Source organism: Streptomyces sp. NPDC055025 (genome assembly GCF_053608565.1).
Genome location: NZ_JBSGVS010000018.1, coordinates 115,597 through 132,419, shown reverse-complemented (window position 1 = coordinate 132,419; position 16,823 = coordinate 115,597). Strand labels below are relative to the sequence as shown.

Annotated in this window: 14 protein-coding genes; 7 read left to right on the top strand and 7 right to left on the bottom strand. The window is 71.0% G+C overall.

Annotated elements, in window-relative coordinates; genetic code table 11:
- Nucleotides 1-137: 137 nt before the first annotated feature.
- Entirely contained in the window at nt 138-1,238 is a 1,101-nt protein-coding gene (locus tag ACWGDX_RS14365; RefSeq protein ID WP_453625448.1) for a WD40 repeat domain-containing protein, read from the bottom strand.
- 184 nt (nt 1,239-1,422) lie between these two features.
- Here ACWGDX_RS14365 and ACWGDX_RS14360 point away from each other — a divergent pair, with 184 nt between their 5' ends.
- Both ACWGDX_RS14360 and ACWGDX_RS14355 read left to right on the top strand, forming a co-directional pair.
- Complete coding sequence (locus ACWGDX_RS14360) at nt 1,423-2,112, top strand: GDSL-type esterase/lipase family protein (protein ID WP_453625446.1); 690 nt, start codon at nt 1,423-1,425, stop codon at nt 2,110-2,112.
- A gap of 149 nt (nt 2,113-2,261) precedes the next feature.
- The gene (locus ACWGDX_RS14355) at nt 2,262-3,257 is read left to right on the top strand and encodes an aldo/keto reductase (protein ID WP_453625444.1); all 996 of its coding nucleotides are present in this window, start codon (nt 2,262-2,264) and stop codon (nt 3,255-3,257) included.
- Between the two features lie 183 nt (nt 3,258-3,440).
- Here ACWGDX_RS14355 and thpR read toward each other — a convergent pair whose 3' ends face one another.
- Nucleotides 3,441-4,049, bottom strand: coding sequence for an RNA 2',3'-cyclic phosphodiesterase (gene thpR / locus ACWGDX_RS14350; protein WP_453625442.1), 609 nt, complete (start codon nt 4,047-4,049; stop codon nt 3,441-3,443).
- Between the two features lie 105 nt (nt 4,050-4,154).
- Here thpR and ACWGDX_RS14345 point away from each other — a divergent pair, with 105 nt between their 5' ends.
- On the top strand, nt 4,155-4,751 hold the full coding sequence (locus ACWGDX_RS14345) for a Uma2 family endonuclease (RefSeq protein WP_453625440.1): 597 nt from the start codon (nt 4,155-4,157) through the stop codon (nt 4,749-4,751).
- A gap of 66 nt (nt 4,752-4,817) precedes the next feature.
- Here ACWGDX_RS14345 and ACWGDX_RS14340 read toward each other — a convergent pair whose 3' ends face one another.
- Together ACWGDX_RS14340 and ACWGDX_RS14335 are read right to left on the bottom strand one after the other, a co-directional pair.
- Nucleotides 4,818-6,182 (bottom strand): MFS transporter, encoded by a 1,365-nt coding sequence (locus tag ACWGDX_RS14340; RefSeq protein ID WP_453625438.1) that lies wholly within the window; start codon nt 6,180-6,182, stop codon nt 4,818-4,820.
- Between the two features lie 29 nt (nt 6,183-6,211).
- Nucleotides 6,212-6,661, bottom strand: a complete 450-nt coding sequence (locus ACWGDX_RS14335; protein WP_453625436.1) for a MarR family winged helix-turn-helix transcriptional regulator — start codon at nt 6,659-6,661, stop codon at nt 6,212-6,214.
- 143 nt (nt 6,662-6,804) lie between these two features.
- Here ACWGDX_RS14335 and ACWGDX_RS14330 point away from each other — a divergent pair, with 143 nt between their 5' ends.
- The 3 genes from ACWGDX_RS14330 to ACWGDX_RS14320 all read left to right on the top strand — a co-directional run bounded on the left by ACWGDX_RS14330 (nt 6,805) and on the right by ACWGDX_RS14320 (nt 10,171).
- Nucleotides 6,805-6,996, top strand: a complete 192-nt coding sequence (locus ACWGDX_RS14330) for a ribbon-helix-helix protein, CopG family (protein WP_453625434.1) — start codon at nt 6,805-6,807, stop codon at nt 6,994-6,996.
- A 104-nt stretch (nt 6,997-7,100) separates the two neighbouring features.
- Nucleotides 7,101-7,412, top strand: a complete 312-nt coding sequence (locus tag ACWGDX_RS14325) for a DUF2530 domain-containing protein (RefSeq protein WP_453625432.1) — start codon at nt 7,101-7,103, stop codon at nt 7,410-7,412.
- 206 nt (nt 7,413-7,618) lie between these two features.
- Nucleotides 7,619-10,171, top strand: a complete 2,553-nt coding sequence (locus ACWGDX_RS14320; RefSeq protein ID WP_453625430.1) for a cation-translocating P-type ATPase — start codon at nt 7,619-7,621, stop codon at nt 10,169-10,171.
- A 117-nt stretch (nt 10,172-10,288) separates the two neighbouring features.
- Here ACWGDX_RS14320 and ACWGDX_RS14315 read toward each other — a convergent pair whose 3' ends face one another.
- Together ACWGDX_RS14315 and ACWGDX_RS14310 are read right to left on the bottom strand one after the other, a co-directional pair.
- Complete coding sequence (locus ACWGDX_RS14315; RefSeq protein ID WP_453625429.1) at nt 10,289-11,158, bottom strand: DUF5707 domain-containing protein; 870 nt, start codon at nt 11,156-11,158, stop codon at nt 10,289-10,291.
- 173 nt (nt 11,159-11,331) lie between these two features.
- Complete coding sequence (locus tag ACWGDX_RS14310; protein ID WP_453625427.1) at nt 11,332-14,595, bottom strand: sacsin N-terminal ATP-binding-like domain-containing protein; 3,264 nt, start codon at nt 14,593-14,595, stop codon at nt 11,332-11,334.
- A 487-nt stretch (nt 14,596-15,082) separates the two neighbouring features.
- Here ACWGDX_RS14310 and ACWGDX_RS14305 point away from each other — a divergent pair, with 487 nt between their 5' ends.
- Nucleotides 15,083-15,484, top strand: coding sequence for a hypothetical protein (locus tag ACWGDX_RS14305; RefSeq protein WP_453625426.1), 402 nt, complete (start codon nt 15,083-15,085; stop codon nt 15,482-15,484).
- 219 nt (nt 15,485-15,703) lie between these two features.
- Here the strand turns inward: ACWGDX_RS14305 and ACWGDX_RS14300 are convergent, their stop codons facing one another.
- Complete coding sequence (locus ACWGDX_RS14300) at nt 15,704-16,711, bottom strand: DUF3027 domain-containing protein (protein WP_453625424.1); 1,008 nt, start codon at nt 16,709-16,711, stop codon at nt 15,704-15,706.
- Nucleotides 16,712-16,823 lie beyond the last annotated feature (112 nt).

The following is a 16,823-nucleotide window of genomic DNA, read 5'->3' as shown; positions in this document are numbered from 1 at the left end:
TGCGGAGCATGTCCCGTGGGCTTGCGCCGCTTGCCGTAATCGATGGCCATTGCTTCCCCTGAGCTGGGGTGTTGCAACGACCACTAGAACTCAAGACCCGCGCCGGGGCCCGTCGTGTCCGGCCGTCGCGTCCGGCGTCAGCCCTTGCCGCGCAGGCGTTTGAAGCCGAAGAAGAGGACCGCGCAGCCGATGAGGATGAACGCGCCGAGAGTGGCGCTGCCTTGGGTGCCGCCGCCGTCGGCCGTACCGGCGCCGCCGCCCGCGGTCGAGGAACCGGCGCTGCCGGAGGACGAGTCGCCGCCGGAGCCCTTGTCCTTGCCGCCGCCGCCCTTGCCGTTGTCCAGGTCCTCCCGTACCACCTCGCTCTCCTTGCCCTCGGAGCCGAACATCAGCGCGCTGCCGTCCGCCGTGTACGTCACGGACTCGGCCTGGCCCTGGAACGGCGCGTGGACCGCGTGGTCCTCGCCCAGGCGGCCGTCCTTCCACACGTAGCCCCGCGCGCTGAAGTACGAGCGCAGGACCAGTTCCGTGCCGTCGGGCGAGAACGCCCCGTCCGTCACCCAGGGCACCTCGCCGATCCGCCGGAAGACATTCGTGCCCGACGAGGTCAGCCGCGCCGGGCCCTCGTAGAGTCCGCCGCCGTTGTCGTTCTTCGAGGCGATGTAGACGCGGCCCGTGCGGGGATCGACCATGAGCGCCTCGGCGTTGCGCGGACCGTCCGCGTACGTGACGGTGAACTGCGTCGCCCGCACCGTGGTGTCCTTGAGCCGCTTGGGCTCGGGGAAGCGGTAGATCCACACATGGTCCCAGCTTCCGTTGAGATTGTCGCCGATGTCCCCGACATACACATTTCCATCGGGACCGATGGAGACGGCCTCCACGTCCCGGGGCTCACCGACGCCCTCCATGGTGATCGTCGCCACCGTCTCGCCGGTCCTGGAGTCCACGGCGAAGACATACGGCCCGTCGTCGCTGTCGTTGTGCGTCCAGTAGACGCCGGGGTGGAGACGGCTCGCGGCCAGTCCGCTGGACTCGATGATCCGGGGATCCCTGATCGTGAAGGTCTGGTCGGGTGTCCCGTCGGCGGCGGAGGCCCGGGGCACCGACGCCGACGCCGATGCCGACGCGGGCGCGAACACCGACGCGCCGAGCAGTACGGCGGCGGCGAGGACGGCGACGGTACCGGAGAGACGCGGGCCGGAGTAGCGCGGGCCGGAGTGGCGCGGAAGCGAACGCATGGCACCAGCCTGCCATCCCGTCCACGCGCGTAGGGCATCCGTACACGCGCCCGAGGACGCCCCTGCCCGGTGTGACCAGGCCCCACGCCCGCCCCCGCCGTGTCCCGCCCCCGCCCCCGCCCCGGCCCCCGCGCCCGCCGTGTCCCCGCCTGTCGGCGCAGGGCCGGTCGGGGATGATGACCGGATGCGCTTCCTCTTCGTCGGCGACTCCATGACGATCGGCCGCGCCGGCGACTTCACCTGGCGCTACCGGATGTGGCAGCACCTCGACGCGTCCTTCGGCGCCCCCTTCCGGATCGTCGGCCCCTGGACAGGGCTGCACGACAGCGAGGCCGACGCGCCCGTCTCGGACACCTACGCCGCCGGCCCCGGCTTCCCGGCCGATGCCCGCCGCCATCTCGCGGGCTGGGGCATGGGGTGGCAGCACATGAGCCCGCTGATCGGCGAGGCCGTCCGGTCCGGGAAGGCCGACGTCCTGCTGATCTCGCTGGGACTGATCGACCTCGGTTTCTACACGGACAGTGCGCAAACCGCGCTCACCGCCCGCGCGTTCATCGCCGGGGCCCGCGCGGCCAACCCGCGCGTACGGGCCGTACTGCTGCCCGTCATCCCCAATATCCGGGCGGAGTCCGACCCCGCCTTCGCCGCCGAGATCGACCGCTTCAACGAACTGCTCGGCAAGACCGTCGCCGATCTCGACCGGCCGTCCTCACCCCTGCTGCTCGCCTCGCGCCCGCCGGAGTACGACATCCACCGGGACACCTACGACGGCACCCACCCGGCACCCTCGGGCGAACACAGACTCGCCGGAGCCTTCGCCGACGCCATGCACCAGGCGTGGGACCTGGGCGCGCCGTACGGACGGCACGGCTGAAACCCAGCCGCCCGGCGAGGCGGGAGGCCGGGGCGGAGGCCGGGGCGGAGGCGGGGAGGTGCGGCATGGCCGGGGAGCGACGGTCGAGGCGGCCACAAGGCCCATCCGGGGTTGCCTTGAGTGCGCTCGAACGCGTTGGCTGTGGACTCATGAAGTACACGCAGCTCGGACGCTCCGGACTCAAGGTAAGCCGACTCGTCCTCGGGACGATGAACTTCGGTCCTCTCACCAACGAGGCCGACAGTCACACCATCATGGACGCCGCGCTCGACGCGGGCATCAATTTCTTCGACACCGCCAATGTCTACGGCTGGGGCGAGAACAAGGGCCGTACGGAGGAGATCCTCGGCACCTGGTTCGCCAAGGGCGGCGACCGCCGGGACAAGGTCGTCCTCGCCACCAAGGTCTACGCGAACATGGCCGCGGGCGACCCGGCCTGGCCCAACCACGACAAGCTCTCGGCGTTCAATATCCGGCGTGCGGTCGACGCCAGCCTCAAGCGGCTCCAGACCGATCACATCGATCTCTACCAGTTCCACCACATCGACCGCTCCACCCCGGTCGACGAGATCTGGCAGGCCATCGACACCCTGATCCAGCAGGGCAAGATCCTCTACGCGGGCTCGTCCAACTTCCCCGGGTGGAAGATCGCCCAGACCAATGAGACCGCCCGCCGGCTCGGTTCGTTCGGACTGGTCAGCGAGCAGTGTCTGTACAACCTCGCCGAGCGCCGCGCCGAGATGGAGGTCATCCCGGCCGCGCAGGAGTACGGCCTCGGTGTCATCCCCTGGTCGCCGCTGAGCGGTGGTCTGCTGGGCGGCGCGATCCGCAAGGAGCGCGAGGGCGGCGGCTCCCGTACCAGCGGCGGCCGTTCGGGGAGCGGGCTCGCCGACACGGCCATCCGGGCCCAGATCCAGTCGTACGAGGATCTGCTCGACAAGCACGGCATCGATCCCGGTGAGGCCGCGCTCGCGTGGCTGCTCACCCGGCCCGGGGTGACGGGCCCGATCGTCGGCCCGCGCACGATCGAGCAGCTCGAATCCGCTCTGCGCGCGGTCGAGCTGGAGCTGTCGGAGGAGGTCCTGTCCTCGCTGGACGAGATCTTCCCGGGCACGGGGCCTTCGCCGGAGGCGTTCGCCTGGTAGGACGCGATACACGAGGGGCGGCCGGGGCCGGTGGGCCGGTGACCGGTGGGCCGGTGGCCGGTGCGTCAGTGGCCGGTGGGCCGGTGGCTAACCGACCGCGGCCGCCACCGCGATGATCGCGAACATCAGCACCAGCGCGACGGCCATGATCTGGTTTCGGGTTTTGGGATCCACACGTCGAGGTTAACGGCCGGGGGTCCCGTGCCCGGCGCCCGGGTTGCCGTTCCCCGTCCTTCCCAGCGGGAAGCGCGCGAGCGTCTCGTACCGCGGCTGCTCGCGGGGCACCCCGCTCACCGGCAGCCGGCTGCGTACGAGCGCCAGCTCGGCGACCTCCCACGGGGTGCCCTCGAAACCGTCCATGGCTGTCGTGTACGGGCGCAGATCCAGATCCGTACGGCTGTGCGCGAGCGTGAGGTGCGGCCGGTAGCGGCGGTGCTCCTCCATCGGCAGCCCGGTCCGGCGCGCGGCGGCCCCGGCGCGCTCGGCGAGCCGGCGCAGCGTGTCGATGTCCCCGGCGGCCCCGGCCCACAGCGCGCGCCCGCCGAAGTGCCCGCCGCCGCGCAGCCCCAGCGCAAACGGCTCGGTGCGCCGCCCGGCCCGCTCCAGCCGCGCGGTCAGCTCCGGCACGAGCGTGTCCTCGACCTCCCCCATGAACGCCAGCGTGAAGTGCCACCCGTCCACCCCGGTCCACCGCAGCCCCCCGGCCCCGGGCAGCACCTTGAGCCGGTCGAGGACGGGCTCCAGTTCCTCCCGCGCCTCGACGGGCGGCAGTACAGCGGCGAAGAGTCTCATGCGGACAAGTCTTCCCATGGCGCGAGCCCGTACGTAACCCGATTACCGTGCGTATCGTTGTACCGGGTGCTGCCGCACCCCGCGGTGGCGGGGAGGAGCGCCAGGATGACCTTCGCAGATGTCGTGGACAGGATCGCCATGGCCGACGAGAGCGATGAGCTGACTCTGGACAGGATGTTCGAGTCACTTGAGGAGATGCCCGTCCCCGAGGGAATCAAGGTCGAGATCGTTGAGGGGAACATCTTCATGTCGCCGCGACGGGACACCCACTGGGAGATCATCCGGCGCATCGTGCGAGCCCTGGAAGACACGTTCGGCATGGACGTGAAGGTGAAATCGGACGTACGGTTCGACTTCCCCGGGTATCTGAACGGGTTCTGTCCCGATGTCGTCAAGCTGCGTGCCGACGCCGAGCAGGATGCCCGTGGCCGCTGGAGCTTCGACGACGTGGAGTTCATCGCGGAGGTGATCTCGAAGAGGACCGCCGTCAACGACTACGGCCCGAAGAAGGACGCCTACGCCAGGGCAGAGGTCCCCGTCTACCTGATCGCCGACCCCTACACCGGCCGGTGCCACCTGTACACCCAGCCGAAGGACGGCGAGTACGTCAGTGAGCTGACCGTGGCGTTCGGTGCGGAGATCGAACTCACCGGTACCGATCTGGAACTGACGCTCAAGACCGACAAGTTCCCCCGCGGCTGACCCCTCTCACAGCAGTGACCCGGACCGGCCTTCGCCGTCCCGGGTCACCTCACCCGGCGCGCAGCCCTACGCCGCCGCCGCCAGTTCCCGTTCCGGGTCTCTTGGTATGAACTCCACGTGCGGGCGGCCTCCGCGCAGGTCGAATCTGACGCGTACCCCCGCCAGCCGGATCAGGACCAGGCCGATCGCCACCGCCGCGAGGAGTGAGACCGCGCCGCCTGTGGCGAAGCCGATCCGGGGGCCGTAGGTGTCGGTGATCCAGCCGAGGAGCGGGCCGCCCACCGGGGTGCCGCCGACGAAGACCATCATGTACAGGCTCATGACCCGGCCCCGCATCTCGGGGTCCGAGTTCATCTGGACGGTGGTGTTGGCGCTTATGTTCGTCGTCAGCCCGATCATGCCGATCGGCACGAGCAGCAGCGAGAACAGCCAGACGGACGGCGACAGGGAGACGGCGATCTCCAGCAGTCCGAAGCCCATCGCCGTGAGCAGGAGCAGTCTCAGCCGGCTGGACCTGCGGCGGGCGGAGAGCAGGGCGCCGGCCAGCGAGCCGGCCGCCAGCAGGATGTTGAAGAACGCGTACATCCCGGCCCCGCCGTCGAACACCCCGTGCGCGAAGGCGGTCAGCCAGATCGGGAAGTTGAAGCCGAACGTGCCGATGAAACCGACGAGGACGATCGGCCAGATCAGCTCGGGCCGCCCGCGCACATAGCGCAGTCCCTCTCTCAGCTGGCCCTTTCCACGCGGCACACGGACGGACTTGTGCAGTTCGTGCTGGCGCATCAGCAGCAGGCCGGCCAGCGGGGCCAGGAAGGACAGACCGTTCAGCATGAAGGCCCAGCCGCTGCCGACCGTGGTGATCAGCACACCGGCCACGGCGGGGCCGATGAGCCGCGCGGACTGGAAGTTGGCGGAGTTCAGACTGACCGCGTTGCGCAGCTGGTCGGGTCCCACCATCTCGGAGACGAAGGACTGCCGGGCCGGATTGTCGACGACGGTCACCATGCCGAGCAGGAACGCGATCAGATAGACGTGCCAGACATGGACCTGTCCCGACAGCGTCAGAACGGCCAGCGAGACGCCCAGCAGCCCCATCGCGGCCTGGGTGAAGAGCAGCAGCAGCCGCTTCGGATAGCGGTCGGCGACGACACCGCCGTACAGACCGAAGAGCAGCATGGGCAGAAACTGGAGAGCCGTGGTGATACCGACGGCGGCCGAGGAGCCCGTGAGGCTGAGTACCAGCCAGTCCTGGGTCACCCGGGACATCCATGTACCGGTGTTGGAGACGACGGCGCCCGTCGCGAACAAGCGGTAGTTGCGGATCTTCAGCGACGAGAAGGTCCCGCCGCCGGTCCTGCCGTCCTGCGTGGTCGTGCTGTCGTGGGTGGATTTCGGTGCGGGGGCGGAGTCTGCTCCGGATCCCGTACTCAAAGTGGATTCGCCTCCTTACGGCGCGCGGATCACAGGTGGGCGAGCTTCTCCAGTACGGGGGCGGCAGCGCGCAGCTTCGCCCACTCGTCCTCGTCCAGGCCCTCGGCGAGGGACGCCAGCCAAACATTGCGCCTGCGACGGCTCTCTTCGAGCATCGCCTCGGCCTCCTCGGTCTGGCTGACCACCTTCTGCCGACGGTCGTCGGGATGCGGCTCCAGCCTGACCAGGCCCTTCGCCTCCAGCAGCGCCACGATGCGGGTCATCGACGGCGGCTGGACATGCTCCTTGCGGGCCAGCTCGCCCGGGGTGGCGGAGCCACAGCGGGCCAGCGTGCCCAGCACCGACATCTCGGTGGGGCTGAGCGACTCGTCCACACGTTGGTGCTTCAGTCGCCGGCTCAGCCGCATGACGGCGGAGCGGAGTGCGTTCACGGCGGCGTCGTTCTCGGTCTCGTCGTCGCCGTGGGACAGGTCAGGCATGTTTGTTAGCGTAACTCATTACCCAACCTAAATACCACCCGGTCTCCTCCGCGTCTCCCGGTATCCCCGCACATCACTCATACGAGTGACTCCACTCCGGAAAGTGAGAGGACCGGGCGCGCTCGCGCACGACCCTGGTCCGCATGGGATCGACAGTGCTCAGCCTGCGGATGGACGGCGAGTTGCTCGACCGGCTACGGGAGCGCGCCGCCAGACGGGGGATGAGTGTCCAGGACTATGTGGCCGGGACACTCATCCGCGACGACTTCGACGAACGCTTCAGGGCGGCCGTCGACGAGACGGAGAAGTTCTACGGCGCCACGGGACGGGACTGAGGCCGGGGAAGGACCGGGAAAGGACTGGGGAAGGGCCGGGAAAGGCCGGGGATACGCCTTCTCCGCGCGTAGACCCCTGAGGGGCTCCGCTTAGACTGACGGCCATGACCGGTTCTTCGACGGGAACCCCCCGGCGTGCGGCGCCCGAGCCCCTGGAGGGGCCGGTCGTCGGCACCATCACGGGCGGCACGATCATCTGGTTCGTCCTCTTCCTCGTACAGGTCCCGTTCTACGGCTGGTACAGCGACCACGGGCACGCGTGGTGGATCTGGACCTGTCTGGCCGGTGGCGGACTGGGGCTCATCGGTATCTGGTACGTACGCGGGCGGGACGCGGCCCTCAAGCGCGCGGCGGCGGCGCGCGAGTCCGGAGAAGCCGGGCAAGCCGGTACGGGGCCGGGCGCGCGAGGAGAGTAGGGCGAGCGGAGCAGCGCGAGGAGAGCAGGGCGAGGGCCCGGACCCGGGTCCGCGCGCCCCTGGCGTACGCCCCTGACGTGACCCTGACCAAAGTCCCGCCCGTCGCTCCCCGCGCGTACTGCCGGAGGACCATCCCTCTCGTCCCAGGGTCGGATCTCCGCCCACTCGGCGGGTGAACGCGCCCCACCGGTCGTACCGTCGAAACCATGACGCAGCGGGCGAAGATCGACACCGACGGCCCCGAGCCCCATGGCCCCGAGCCGCACGGCCGCGGATCTCACGGCCCCATCATCGACGCGGGCGCCGAACTCGACCCCGTACACCCCATGAAGCTCCCGCGGCCCTCCGGCCGTCACACCGGTCTGACCAGCGCCGAGGTGGCGCAGCACATCGCCCGTGGCGAGGTCAACGACGTCCCGGTCCGCAGCAGCCGTTCCGCCGTCGAGATCGTCCGCGCCAATGTCTTCACCCGCTTCAACGCGGTCATCGGTGTGCTCTGGGTGATCATGTCCTTCGTCGCGCCGATCCAGGACACGCTCTTCGGCTATGTGATCCTCGCCAACACCGGCATCGGCATCATCCAGGAACTGCGCGCCAAGAGGACCCTCGACGGACTCGCGGTCATCGGCGAGGCGAAGCCGACCGTACGGCGGGACGGCGCCGCCGCCGAGATCTCCACCGCGCAAATCGTCCTCGGGGATCTCATCGAGCTGGGCCCCGGCGACAAGGTCGTCGTCGACGGCGAGGTGGTCGAGGCCGACAGTCTCGAAGTCGACGAGTCGCTGCTGACCGGCGAGGCCGATCCGGTACTGAAACACCCCGGCGACTCCTTGATGTCCGGCAGCTTCGTGGTCGTCGGCGGCGGCGCGTTCCGGGCGACCAAGGTCGGGCGCGACGCCTATGCCGCGCGGCTCGCCGAGGAGGCGTCCCGTTTCACGCTCGTCGACTCCGAGCTGCGCAACGGCATCAGCACCATCCTCAAATATGTGACGTGGATGATGATCCCGACGGCCCTCGGGCTCATCGTCAGCCAGCTCGTCGTCAAGCAGACCAACTTCAAGGACTCCATCGCCAGGACCGTCGGCGGCATCGTCCCGATGATCCCCGAGGGTCTGGTGCTGCTGACCTCCGTCGCCTTCGCGATCGGAGTCATCCGGCTCGCCCGCAAGCAGTGCCTCGTCCAGGAGCTGCCCGCCATCGAGGGGCTCGCGCGCGTCGATGTCGTCTGTCTCGACAAGACGGGCACGCTGACCGAGGGCGGTATGAACGTCAGCGAGCTGCGCGTCCTGGGCGGCGCCGACGAGACATACGTACGGAAGGTGCTCGGCGCGCTCGGGAAGTCCGACCCGCGCCCCAACGCCAGCCTCCGGGCGGTCGTCGACGCGTTCGGCGAGGAGCGCGGCGAGTGGCCCGTCACGGCGGCGCTGCCCTTCTCCTCCGTACGCAAGTACAGCGGCGCCGTCTTCAGCGAGGCCGAGGGATCCGGCGCTCCCTCGTCGGGGTGGCTGCTCGGCGCGCCGGATGTGCTGCTGCCTCATGACGATCCGGCGCTCGCCGGGATCGAGCGGCTCAATGAACAGGGTCTGCGGGTCCTGCTGCTCGCACGGGCGGGAGACGGCGCGGGGGGTGCGAACGACGCGGGGGCCGGGGGAGCCGGGGGCGGCGGCGCGCACGCCCTTGACTCGCCGGAGGCGGTGGCGGGGGCCGAGGCGACCGCGATCCTCGTACTGGAGCAGCGGCTGCGGCCGGACGCCGCCGACACCCTCGCCTACTTCGCCCAGCAGGACGTCGACGCCAAGGTCATCTCCGGCGACAACGCGGTCTCGGTCGCCGCGGTGGCCGGAAAGCTCGGCCTCCCCGGCGCGGAGCGTACGGTCGACGCCCGGCTGCTGCCCACCGGGCGGGAGGAGATGGCCGACGCCATCGACGCGGCCACGGTCTTCGGCCGGGTCACCCCCCAGCAGAAGCGCGACATGGTCGGCGCCCTCCAGTCACGCGGGCACACCGTCGCGATGACGGGCGACGGCGTCAATGACGTCCTGGCGCTGAAGGACGCGGACATCGGTGTCTCGATGGGCTCGGGCTCGGAGGCGACCCGGGCCGTGGCGCAGATCGTGCTGCTGAACAACAGCTTCTCGACGCTGCCGTCGGTGGTGGCGGAGGGCCGGCGGGTCATCGGCAACATCACCCGGGTGGCGACCCTCTTTCTGACGAAGACGGTCTACTCGGTGCTGCTGGCGATCCTGGTGGCCTGTTTCCAGGTGGAGTACCCGTTCCTGCCCCGGCATCTCACGCTGCTGTCGACGCTGACGATCGGTGTACCGGCGTTCTTCCTGGCGCTGGCCCCGAACACGGAGCGGGCGCGGCCCAACTTCGTACGGCGGGTGATGCGTTACTCGATCCCCTCGGGCGTCATCGCCGGAATCGCCACCTTCGTGGCCTATATGCTGGCCCGCCACTACTACTCGGGCCCCGACGCCCTCGGCGCGGAAACCAGCGCGGCCACCCTCACGCTCTTCCTGGTCTCGATGTGGGTGCTGGCGATCGTGGCACGCCCGTACACCTGGTGGCGGATCGCGCTGGTGGTGGCGATGGGAGGGGCGTTCCTGGTGGTCCTGGCCGTACCGGCGCTCCAGCACTTCTTCGCGCTGAAGCTGGTGGGTACGACGATGCCGTGGCTGGCGGTCGGGATCGCGGTGGTGGCGTCGGCGGCGCTGGAGTTCTGCTGGCGGTGGGTGGGCCGCAGATTCCCGGCGTAGGCGTAGGCATGGGTGCGGGCGTGAGTGCGGGCCGGGGCGTAGGCGTGGGCGTGGGCGGTCCTGGGGACGGCGAAGGGGCCCGGCAGGCTGCCGGGCCCCTCGTCGTGCCGGTTCGCTCTACTTCACATCGACGTAGTCACCCGCGACGGCGACCGGCGCGGTCGAGGCGATACCCAGGTAGTTCCAGCGGTAGTAGCCGTCCTCCGTCGCCTTGACGGTGGTCTTCAGCGCTCCGGTGGAGGAGGACTTCACACCCTTGACGTTGGTGTAGGCGGTGCTGGACGCCTTGCGGAACTGGAGCACCACCGACTGGGTGCCGAAGCCCACGTACTTGTTCTTGTCCCAGTCGGCACGGGTCAGGCTGCCCGTGACCGTGATGGTGCCGCCCTTCTTGACCGGCTCCGGAGCGGCGTTGACCGTCACCTTCGACTGACGCTGGACCTTGACCGTGCCGGAGGCGTCCTTGACCACGACCTCCCCGTCATTCGCCAGCGCGGCGGCGCCGACCTTCCAGGTGCGGGCGTCCGTGTTGATCAGTTCCAGCGAGTCGACCGTCACGGTGAGCGTGCAGGTCGAGGTGGTGGCGCCGGCCGCCTTGCAGGTGGCGGCCTCCTCGTTCTGGTAGAAGGCGTAGCCGCTGCCGTCCTCGATCGCGTCGCCGAACCAGAGGATCGTCGAGGCGTCGGCGATGCCCGAGTCGTCGGACGCGGTGATGGCGATGGTGACCTTCGCGGCGTTGGTGCTGCCGACCACGATGGGCTTGCCGCCGTTCACGACGACCTTCCCGAGCGTGGGGGCGGCGGCCGCCTTGGCCCCCAGCGCGCGCTGGCCGGCCTTCGGCGCGGCGGTGCGCTCCTGCGCCGAGAAACCGTACTTCCCTGGCGCGGGGGCGTCCCGGTGGCCGTCCGCGGCCTGCGAGGCCGGCACGGCGAGAGCGGACAGGGCCAGGGCGCCGGAGACCGCGGCAACAGTGGCACGAATACGCATGTGTTCCCCAAGTCTGGTTTCTGAGGGTCTGCTGACCCGGGAACCAAGACCTGGGGAAGGGGTGAAAAGTTGTATGAGAATAGGAAATCTTTGCGAAGATCCGTCGCCCCGGCCCCCGCCCCCGGCCTCCGGCCGAACGCGCGGGCCGAGCAGACAGACCGGACGGGCAGGGGTCAGTCGAACCAGCGGTCCCGCGCCAGTTCCTCCGTCCGGGACGGGTCCTCCAGCAGCGCCGCCACCTCGAAGCGCCGGGGCCACTGGTCCGCCGCCCAGGCGAGACCCGCCGCCACGCCCTCCAGCGTCGCCGCGTGCACCACTCCGTCCGGGGTGCGGCGCCAGTCCAGTTCGGCGCCGCCCGCGAGGAGTTCCTCGTGCTCGACGTACGTCTCGGGCGTGCCCGCGCCGAGCAGCGCATGGACCGGCCCGGGGACCGTGTGCTCCTCGCCCTCCGTGGTCACCTCCGCCACAACCGTCTCGCTCAGCCGCCGTACCTGGAGCAGCTCGGCCAGCTCCGCGAACCGCGCCGGTGACACCGGGAGGAGCGGCGTCCCGCCCGTCAGCGGCAGCAGATCGGGGGCGTCCGCGATCACCGCGTCCGCCGCGTCGACCACCCGTACCTCGCCGTCGACGACCGCGCGCAGTTCGTCCGGGAGCGTCACCTGTTCCGGGTCGAGACCGGCGAGGGCCGTGTAGAGGGCGTGCAGCTGCCGCGGGGTGACCTCGCGGTCCGGGTCGGCGAGCCGGCCGAGCAGCTCCGCCGCGCCGCCCGGTTCGTCGAGCAGCGCCGCGACGGAGGTCCGTACCCCCAGCGCCCGCAGCACCTGCGCGTCGTCGAAGCCCGTCGCGTCCACCGGGTCGTACAGTCCGGCCAGCAGCGGATCGCCGCCCGCGGCCCGCAGTCCGGCCGGGCGCCGCCCGTCGAGCACGGGATGGTCGCGCAGCCACCACGCGGTGTACGAACGCACCGTCTCCGTCGTGCCGTCGGGCAGCAGCACCCGTACGGGCTGGACCAGCGCGTCCCGCAGCGGCGGCCGGGCCAGCAGGGCCAGGGCCCGCGGCCACGCGTCGTCGTCCACCAGGTCCAGGTCCCGTACGGCCACGATCTCCGTGGCGACCGGCGGTACGGGCGTCTCGGGCAGCCGGTCGAGGACGTCCTCGCACCAGACGTCCACCGCGTCCAGCAGGCCCGCGTCGTCGGGCTCCGCGAAGTCCCCGTCGCGGGGCTCCAGTTCGTCCGGATCGAGGACGACGTCCGTGGCGCGTACGAGCGCGAAGCCGGCCAGCACGCCACAGGCGGCGAGCGGCTGCTCGCCCCAGCGTTCGGCCAGGTCGGCGTCGCAGAAGGCGAGTTCGTCCTCGCGCAGGACGGCGGCGAAGGGGCTGCCGGGCAGGACGAGTTCACCGGCGGGGGCCAGCTCGCCGTCCTCGTCGGTCAGGGCGAGCGCGCCGAGCCACGGTTCGTCGCCCGCCTCAAGTCCCGCGTCCCGTACGAGACCGAGCACGATCTCGGCCAGTTCCTCCGCGTCCGGATGGGCCGCGTTGTCGAGATCCGCGTCCCAGATGTCACCCGCGTCCAGGGAGGCGGCGACGGCCGCGCGCACCTGAGGGGTCGTCAGTACGGCACGGGGGGTGGCGGGCAGCGCGCCCAGCTTCTCCAGCAGGGGGTGGGCTGCCTCGGGGTGGGCGACCTTCAGCCCCAGCCTGGCGAGGTCCCTGGCGGTCTCGGCGTCGGGCAGCGGCAGCAGGACCTGGCGCGGACCGATGGTGGTACGGCCGTTGGCGAGCGGCACCGGCAGTCCGGACAGCCGCTCGGGGTCGACGCCCGCGAGCGACTCGTACAGCCGCCACCACCAGGCGGGGGGCCGCTCGATGCCCGCGATCCGCTCGATGGCCTCACCGAGCGGGAGCCGGCCGACACCCAGGGTGCGCAGCTCCGTACGGCGTTCGAGCCCGGCGGGCAGCAGGGTCGGCAGCACTTCGGCCAGTACGCCCACGGTGTCGGCGCCGGCGCCCTCGACGACCTCGGCCTCGAAGGGCCGGAGGGCGGCGGGCGCTCCGCCCGAATCCTCGCCCTCGCCCTCGTCCTCGATCGGGGAGGCCGGGGCGGCGGGCGCGAGAAAGGCGACCCGGGGCAGTCGCTCCAGGATCGCGGCCCGCAGCCGCCCGTCCAGTTCGCCCTTGCCGAGGGGGCCGGGCACGAGATCGATGGTGCCGGTGGAGACGGGCTCCCACCCGCCGAGCAGTTCGGCGTACACCTCGGCCGCCTTCCCGACCAGGAAGTCGGTGAGCGGTCCGGGCGCGGGATGGCGCCGGGTGGTGTCCAGCGGCAGTGAGGCGATCAGCAGGGCGGGCACACCGAGGGGCTCGTCGGTGGGGGTCGGGGCGTGTACGACGGGCGCGGTGGCGGGCCGTACGGGGGCGCCCTCCGCGTCCACCGGAACGGCCCAGGTGACCGACCAGTGCGGGCGCAGACGCTCCTCCAGGGGCCGCCCTTCGAGGAGTTCGGGCGCGGTGGGGCCGTGCTGACTGACGACGCGCCAGCGGCTGCGGGCGGTGCCGCCCTCGATACCGGCGCCCTCGATACGGACACCGCTCTCGCCACCGGCGCTCTCGATACCGGCGCCCTTGATACCGGCGCCCTTGATACCGGCGCTCTTGATGCCGATGTCCTCGATGTCGACATACGGCCCGTCCTGCGAGCGGCGCAGTGCCCGCTCCCCGTCGGGGGTCTCGACGACGATCTCGGTGAGACCGGTAAGGGTCAGCAGCAGGGCGTCGTCGATACCGGCGAGCAGCCGCTCCACGAGATCGGCGGCGGTGCCGTCGCGCAGGGGCAGGATGACGACGGTGTCGTACCCCTCGGGGGCCGTGCCCTCCGCGGGCAGGGGCAGCCGCAGCAGCGGTACGTGGCCTTCGCGCCGGCGGAGTTCGTCCCCGAGACCCGGGCTCGCCTGGGCGGCCTGCCCGGCCAGCTCGCGGGCCTCGGAGAGGGACCAGCGGACGCCGCCGTGCCGTCCGATGACGGCCGGTTCGTCGCTGACGGAGAGCACGGCGGCGAATCCGACGCCGAACCGTCCGACGGCGGCCTCGTGCCCCTCGCGCTTGGCGGAGGCGCGCAGGGTGGAGAGCGACTCGGCACCGGCGGCGTCGAGGGGAGCGCCGGTATTGGCGGCCACCAGCACGGCGGGGCTCTCGGCGGTGCCGGGCCGCAGGGTCAGCCGGAACCGTCCGGGCACCCCGGCGCGGGCGGCGGCGTCGGCGGCGTTCTGGGCCAGCTCGACCACGAGCCGGTCGCGGTAGCCGCCGAGCGCGAGGTCCTCCTCGGCGTTGGCGTCCTCCCGGAACCGCGCGGGACTGGCCCCCCACGCGTCGAGCACCCCCCGCCGCAGCCGCGCCGTTCCGAACGGGTCGGCCCCCTCGGTCGTCCTGACGCTCACGCTGTGACTCCACTCTGCTCCGACTACGTCCCACCATCCCCGTGCGGCCGAAGGTACCGCGTACCACCCCACCCGGGGGTGCGGGGTCGCTTCCGGCAGGGGCGGGGGCAAGTGCCCGGCGGTGGCCGTGGACCGGGCAACCCGGCGTCGTCGCCGGGGAATTGAGTCCGGCGGCGCCCTGCCGGAGCCGTCTTCGGCGGCACCGGGACGCGGTGCACAGCGGCACGCTCCCCAGCTATTCCCGACCAGAACCGCCCTGACGAGAATTCGCCACCCTTTCGGGTGAACCTCTATTCGGGCGGGTCGGCCAGATGAAACGACTCTGCCGAAGGACGGCAACGAATCGCGGGAAAGGGAAATTCATCGGCGATTACTGACCGTAAGGCTGACCATCTTGCTCCGATATCGAGCCCCCGGGATCCTCGATTTCATCCCGGCCATTGGTCCGGCAGAAGTGCCGGGCGAACCGGGGCTGGAAAGGAATGAGATGAAGATTCTCAAATCTCTGGGCGTGCTCGTGGCCGGTGCGATGCTCGCCCTCGGGATCGGTGGAGGGCTGGCACCGGTGGCTCAGGCCGTCGACGCGCCCAGCGGAGCGGGATATTCGGCGGCGGATCTCGCCACCGGGCGCACCACGAGCGGCACGATCGCCGGGTCGGCGGGGCACGACAGGGAAGTGCCCCCGCAGGAGGCCTCGCTGAGCTGCTGGGACCCGTACTTCTCGGGTTCCACGTTCGCCCTCTCCTGTTCCGGCAGCCGATACTACGTCTACGTCGACTGCTCGAACGGCTATCGGTACGTCCTCGGCCCGCTGTCCGGGGCCAAGCGCGTCACGATCACCTGTCCCGGCGGCTACCGCGCATTGCGAGGTGGTGGATACGGAAGCTGATTTCGTCGCAACATCATTTACGGGTGTTTGACCATTCGCCCTGCCGGAATCTTTCCGGCAGGGCGAATCGGTGTTCACACGGGACGTTCGAGCGCGGCGTTCACGCGGGGCGTTTCGATCACGGCATTCACCCGCGCCGCCATCGCCTTACGAACGTCACGAGCCTACGAACGTCACGAGCCTTACGAACGTTACGGCCCTTACGCTCGTCAGTGAGCGTTACGAGTGGCCGAGGTCTTCCGTCTCGTCCTCCGGCTCCACCGGCACCGAGCCGCTGTCGGGGGACGGCCGCAACGGGAAGGTGTCCGAGGCCATCGAGTCCAGTACGGGCGGCGCGGGGCGCAGTGGCTTGGGCATGACCGCCGCCTCCGAGTGACCGCCGCAGCCGTACGCCAGCGAGACGACACGGCCGTCCGCCGGGGAGAACTCGTTGGCGCAGACGCCGAAGGCCTGGCGCAGCGAGCCCGCGAGAGGCAGCAGGAAGCCGCAGGAGACACAGGGCGCGGGTGCCGCCTGTGCCATGGGGGTCTTCGCGCCGAACGACTCGTCCCAGCGGTCGGCCGCCACATGCAGCCCGTACCGCGACAGCACACGCGCCCTGCGCATGCCCAGTTCCTCCGCGACCGACGCGATCGAGCCGCGCGCGGGTACGGCGGGTACGCCCGCTCCGGGGGAGATCCCACCGGGACCCTCCTCGGCCTCGGCCACGGCCCCGGCCGCGCCCCCCGCCGTCAGGTCCTGCGCCGGCTCCGCGTCCTCCGCCTCCACGAGGTCCGCGAGGTTCTGCGGGGTCACCGCGTCCGCGGCCAGCACCGAGTTCGGCGGCGGCACGTCCTCGCCCGAGTAGCCGGGCTCCAGCCGCAGATCCTCCGCCTCGGTGGGCAGCAGATCGCCGGGGCCCATGTCGCCGGGCCTGAGCCGCTCGCTCCAGGGCACCCACTCCGGCGCCAGCAGGGCGTCGGGGCCCGGCAGCAGCACCGTTTCGTCCAGGGTGACGAGCTTGGCGCGGGAGGCCCGCGCGACCGTCACGGCCCAGCGCCAGCCCCGGTATCCCGGCTCCTTGCACTCGAAGAAGTGGGTGACGACCCGGTCCCTCTCCGCCACCGCCGAGACATGCTCCCCGACGACCCCGGGCGCGGCCGCCTCCTCGGCGGCCGTCCTGGCGAGGTCTACCGCCTCGACGCACAGGCGGTCAGGGGTACGGCTTCGCGTCGTCGCAGCACTCACAGGTCTCGCTTCTCTCCTACGCCGTATCACGGGTGCGCCGGCCGATTCGCGATGTACGAGCCGCGGGCGGAGCGGACCAGAGGGCCGCATCGACGTCCGCGCCCGACCTCTC

What these genes read in the sequence shown, in the direction of transcription:
- thpR (WP_453625442.1), bottom strand. Translation starts at nt 4,049, where the DNA reads ATGAGACTCTTCGCCGCTGTACTGCCGCCCGTCGAGGCGCGGGAGGAA.
- ACWGDX_RS14355 (WP_453625444.1), top strand. Translation starts at nt 2,262, where the DNA reads ATGAAGTACACGCAGCTCGGACGCTCCGGACTCAAGGTAAGCCGACTC.
- ACWGDX_RS14335 (WP_453625436.1), bottom strand. Translation starts at nt 6,661, where the DNA reads ATGCCTGACCTGTCCCACGGCGACGACGAGACCGAGAACGACGCCGCC.
- ACWGDX_RS14365 (WP_453625448.1), bottom strand. Translation starts at nt 1,238, where the DNA reads ATGCGTTCGCTTCCGCGCCACTCCGGCCCGCGCTACTCCGGCCCGCGT.
- ACWGDX_RS14325 (WP_453625432.1), top strand. Translation starts at nt 7,101, where the DNA reads ATGACCGGTTCTTCGACGGGAACCCCCCGGCGTGCGGCGCCCGAGCCC.
- ACWGDX_RS14315 (WP_453625429.1), bottom strand. Translation starts at nt 11,158, where the DNA reads ATGCGTATTCGTGCCACTGTTGCCGCGGTCTCCGGCGCCCTGGCCCTG.
- ACWGDX_RS14360 (WP_453625446.1), top strand. Translation starts at nt 1,423, where the DNA reads ATGCGCTTCCTCTTCGTCGGCGACTCCATGACGATCGGCCGCGCCGGC.
- ACWGDX_RS14330 (WP_453625434.1), top strand. Translation starts at nt 6,805, where the DNA reads ATGGGATCGACAGTGCTCAGCCTGCGGATGGACGGCGAGTTGCTCGAC.
- ACWGDX_RS14345 (WP_453625440.1), top strand. Translation starts at nt 4,155, where the DNA reads ATGACCTTCGCAGATGTCGTGGACAGGATCGCCATGGCCGACGAGAGC.
- ACWGDX_RS14305 (WP_453625426.1), top strand. Translation starts at nt 15,083, where the DNA reads ATGAAGATTCTCAAATCTCTGGGCGTGCTCGTGGCCGGTGCGATGCTC.
- ACWGDX_RS14320 (WP_453625430.1), top strand. Translation starts at nt 7,619, where the DNA reads ATGACGCAGCGGGCGAAGATCGACACCGACGGCCCCGAGCCCCATGGC.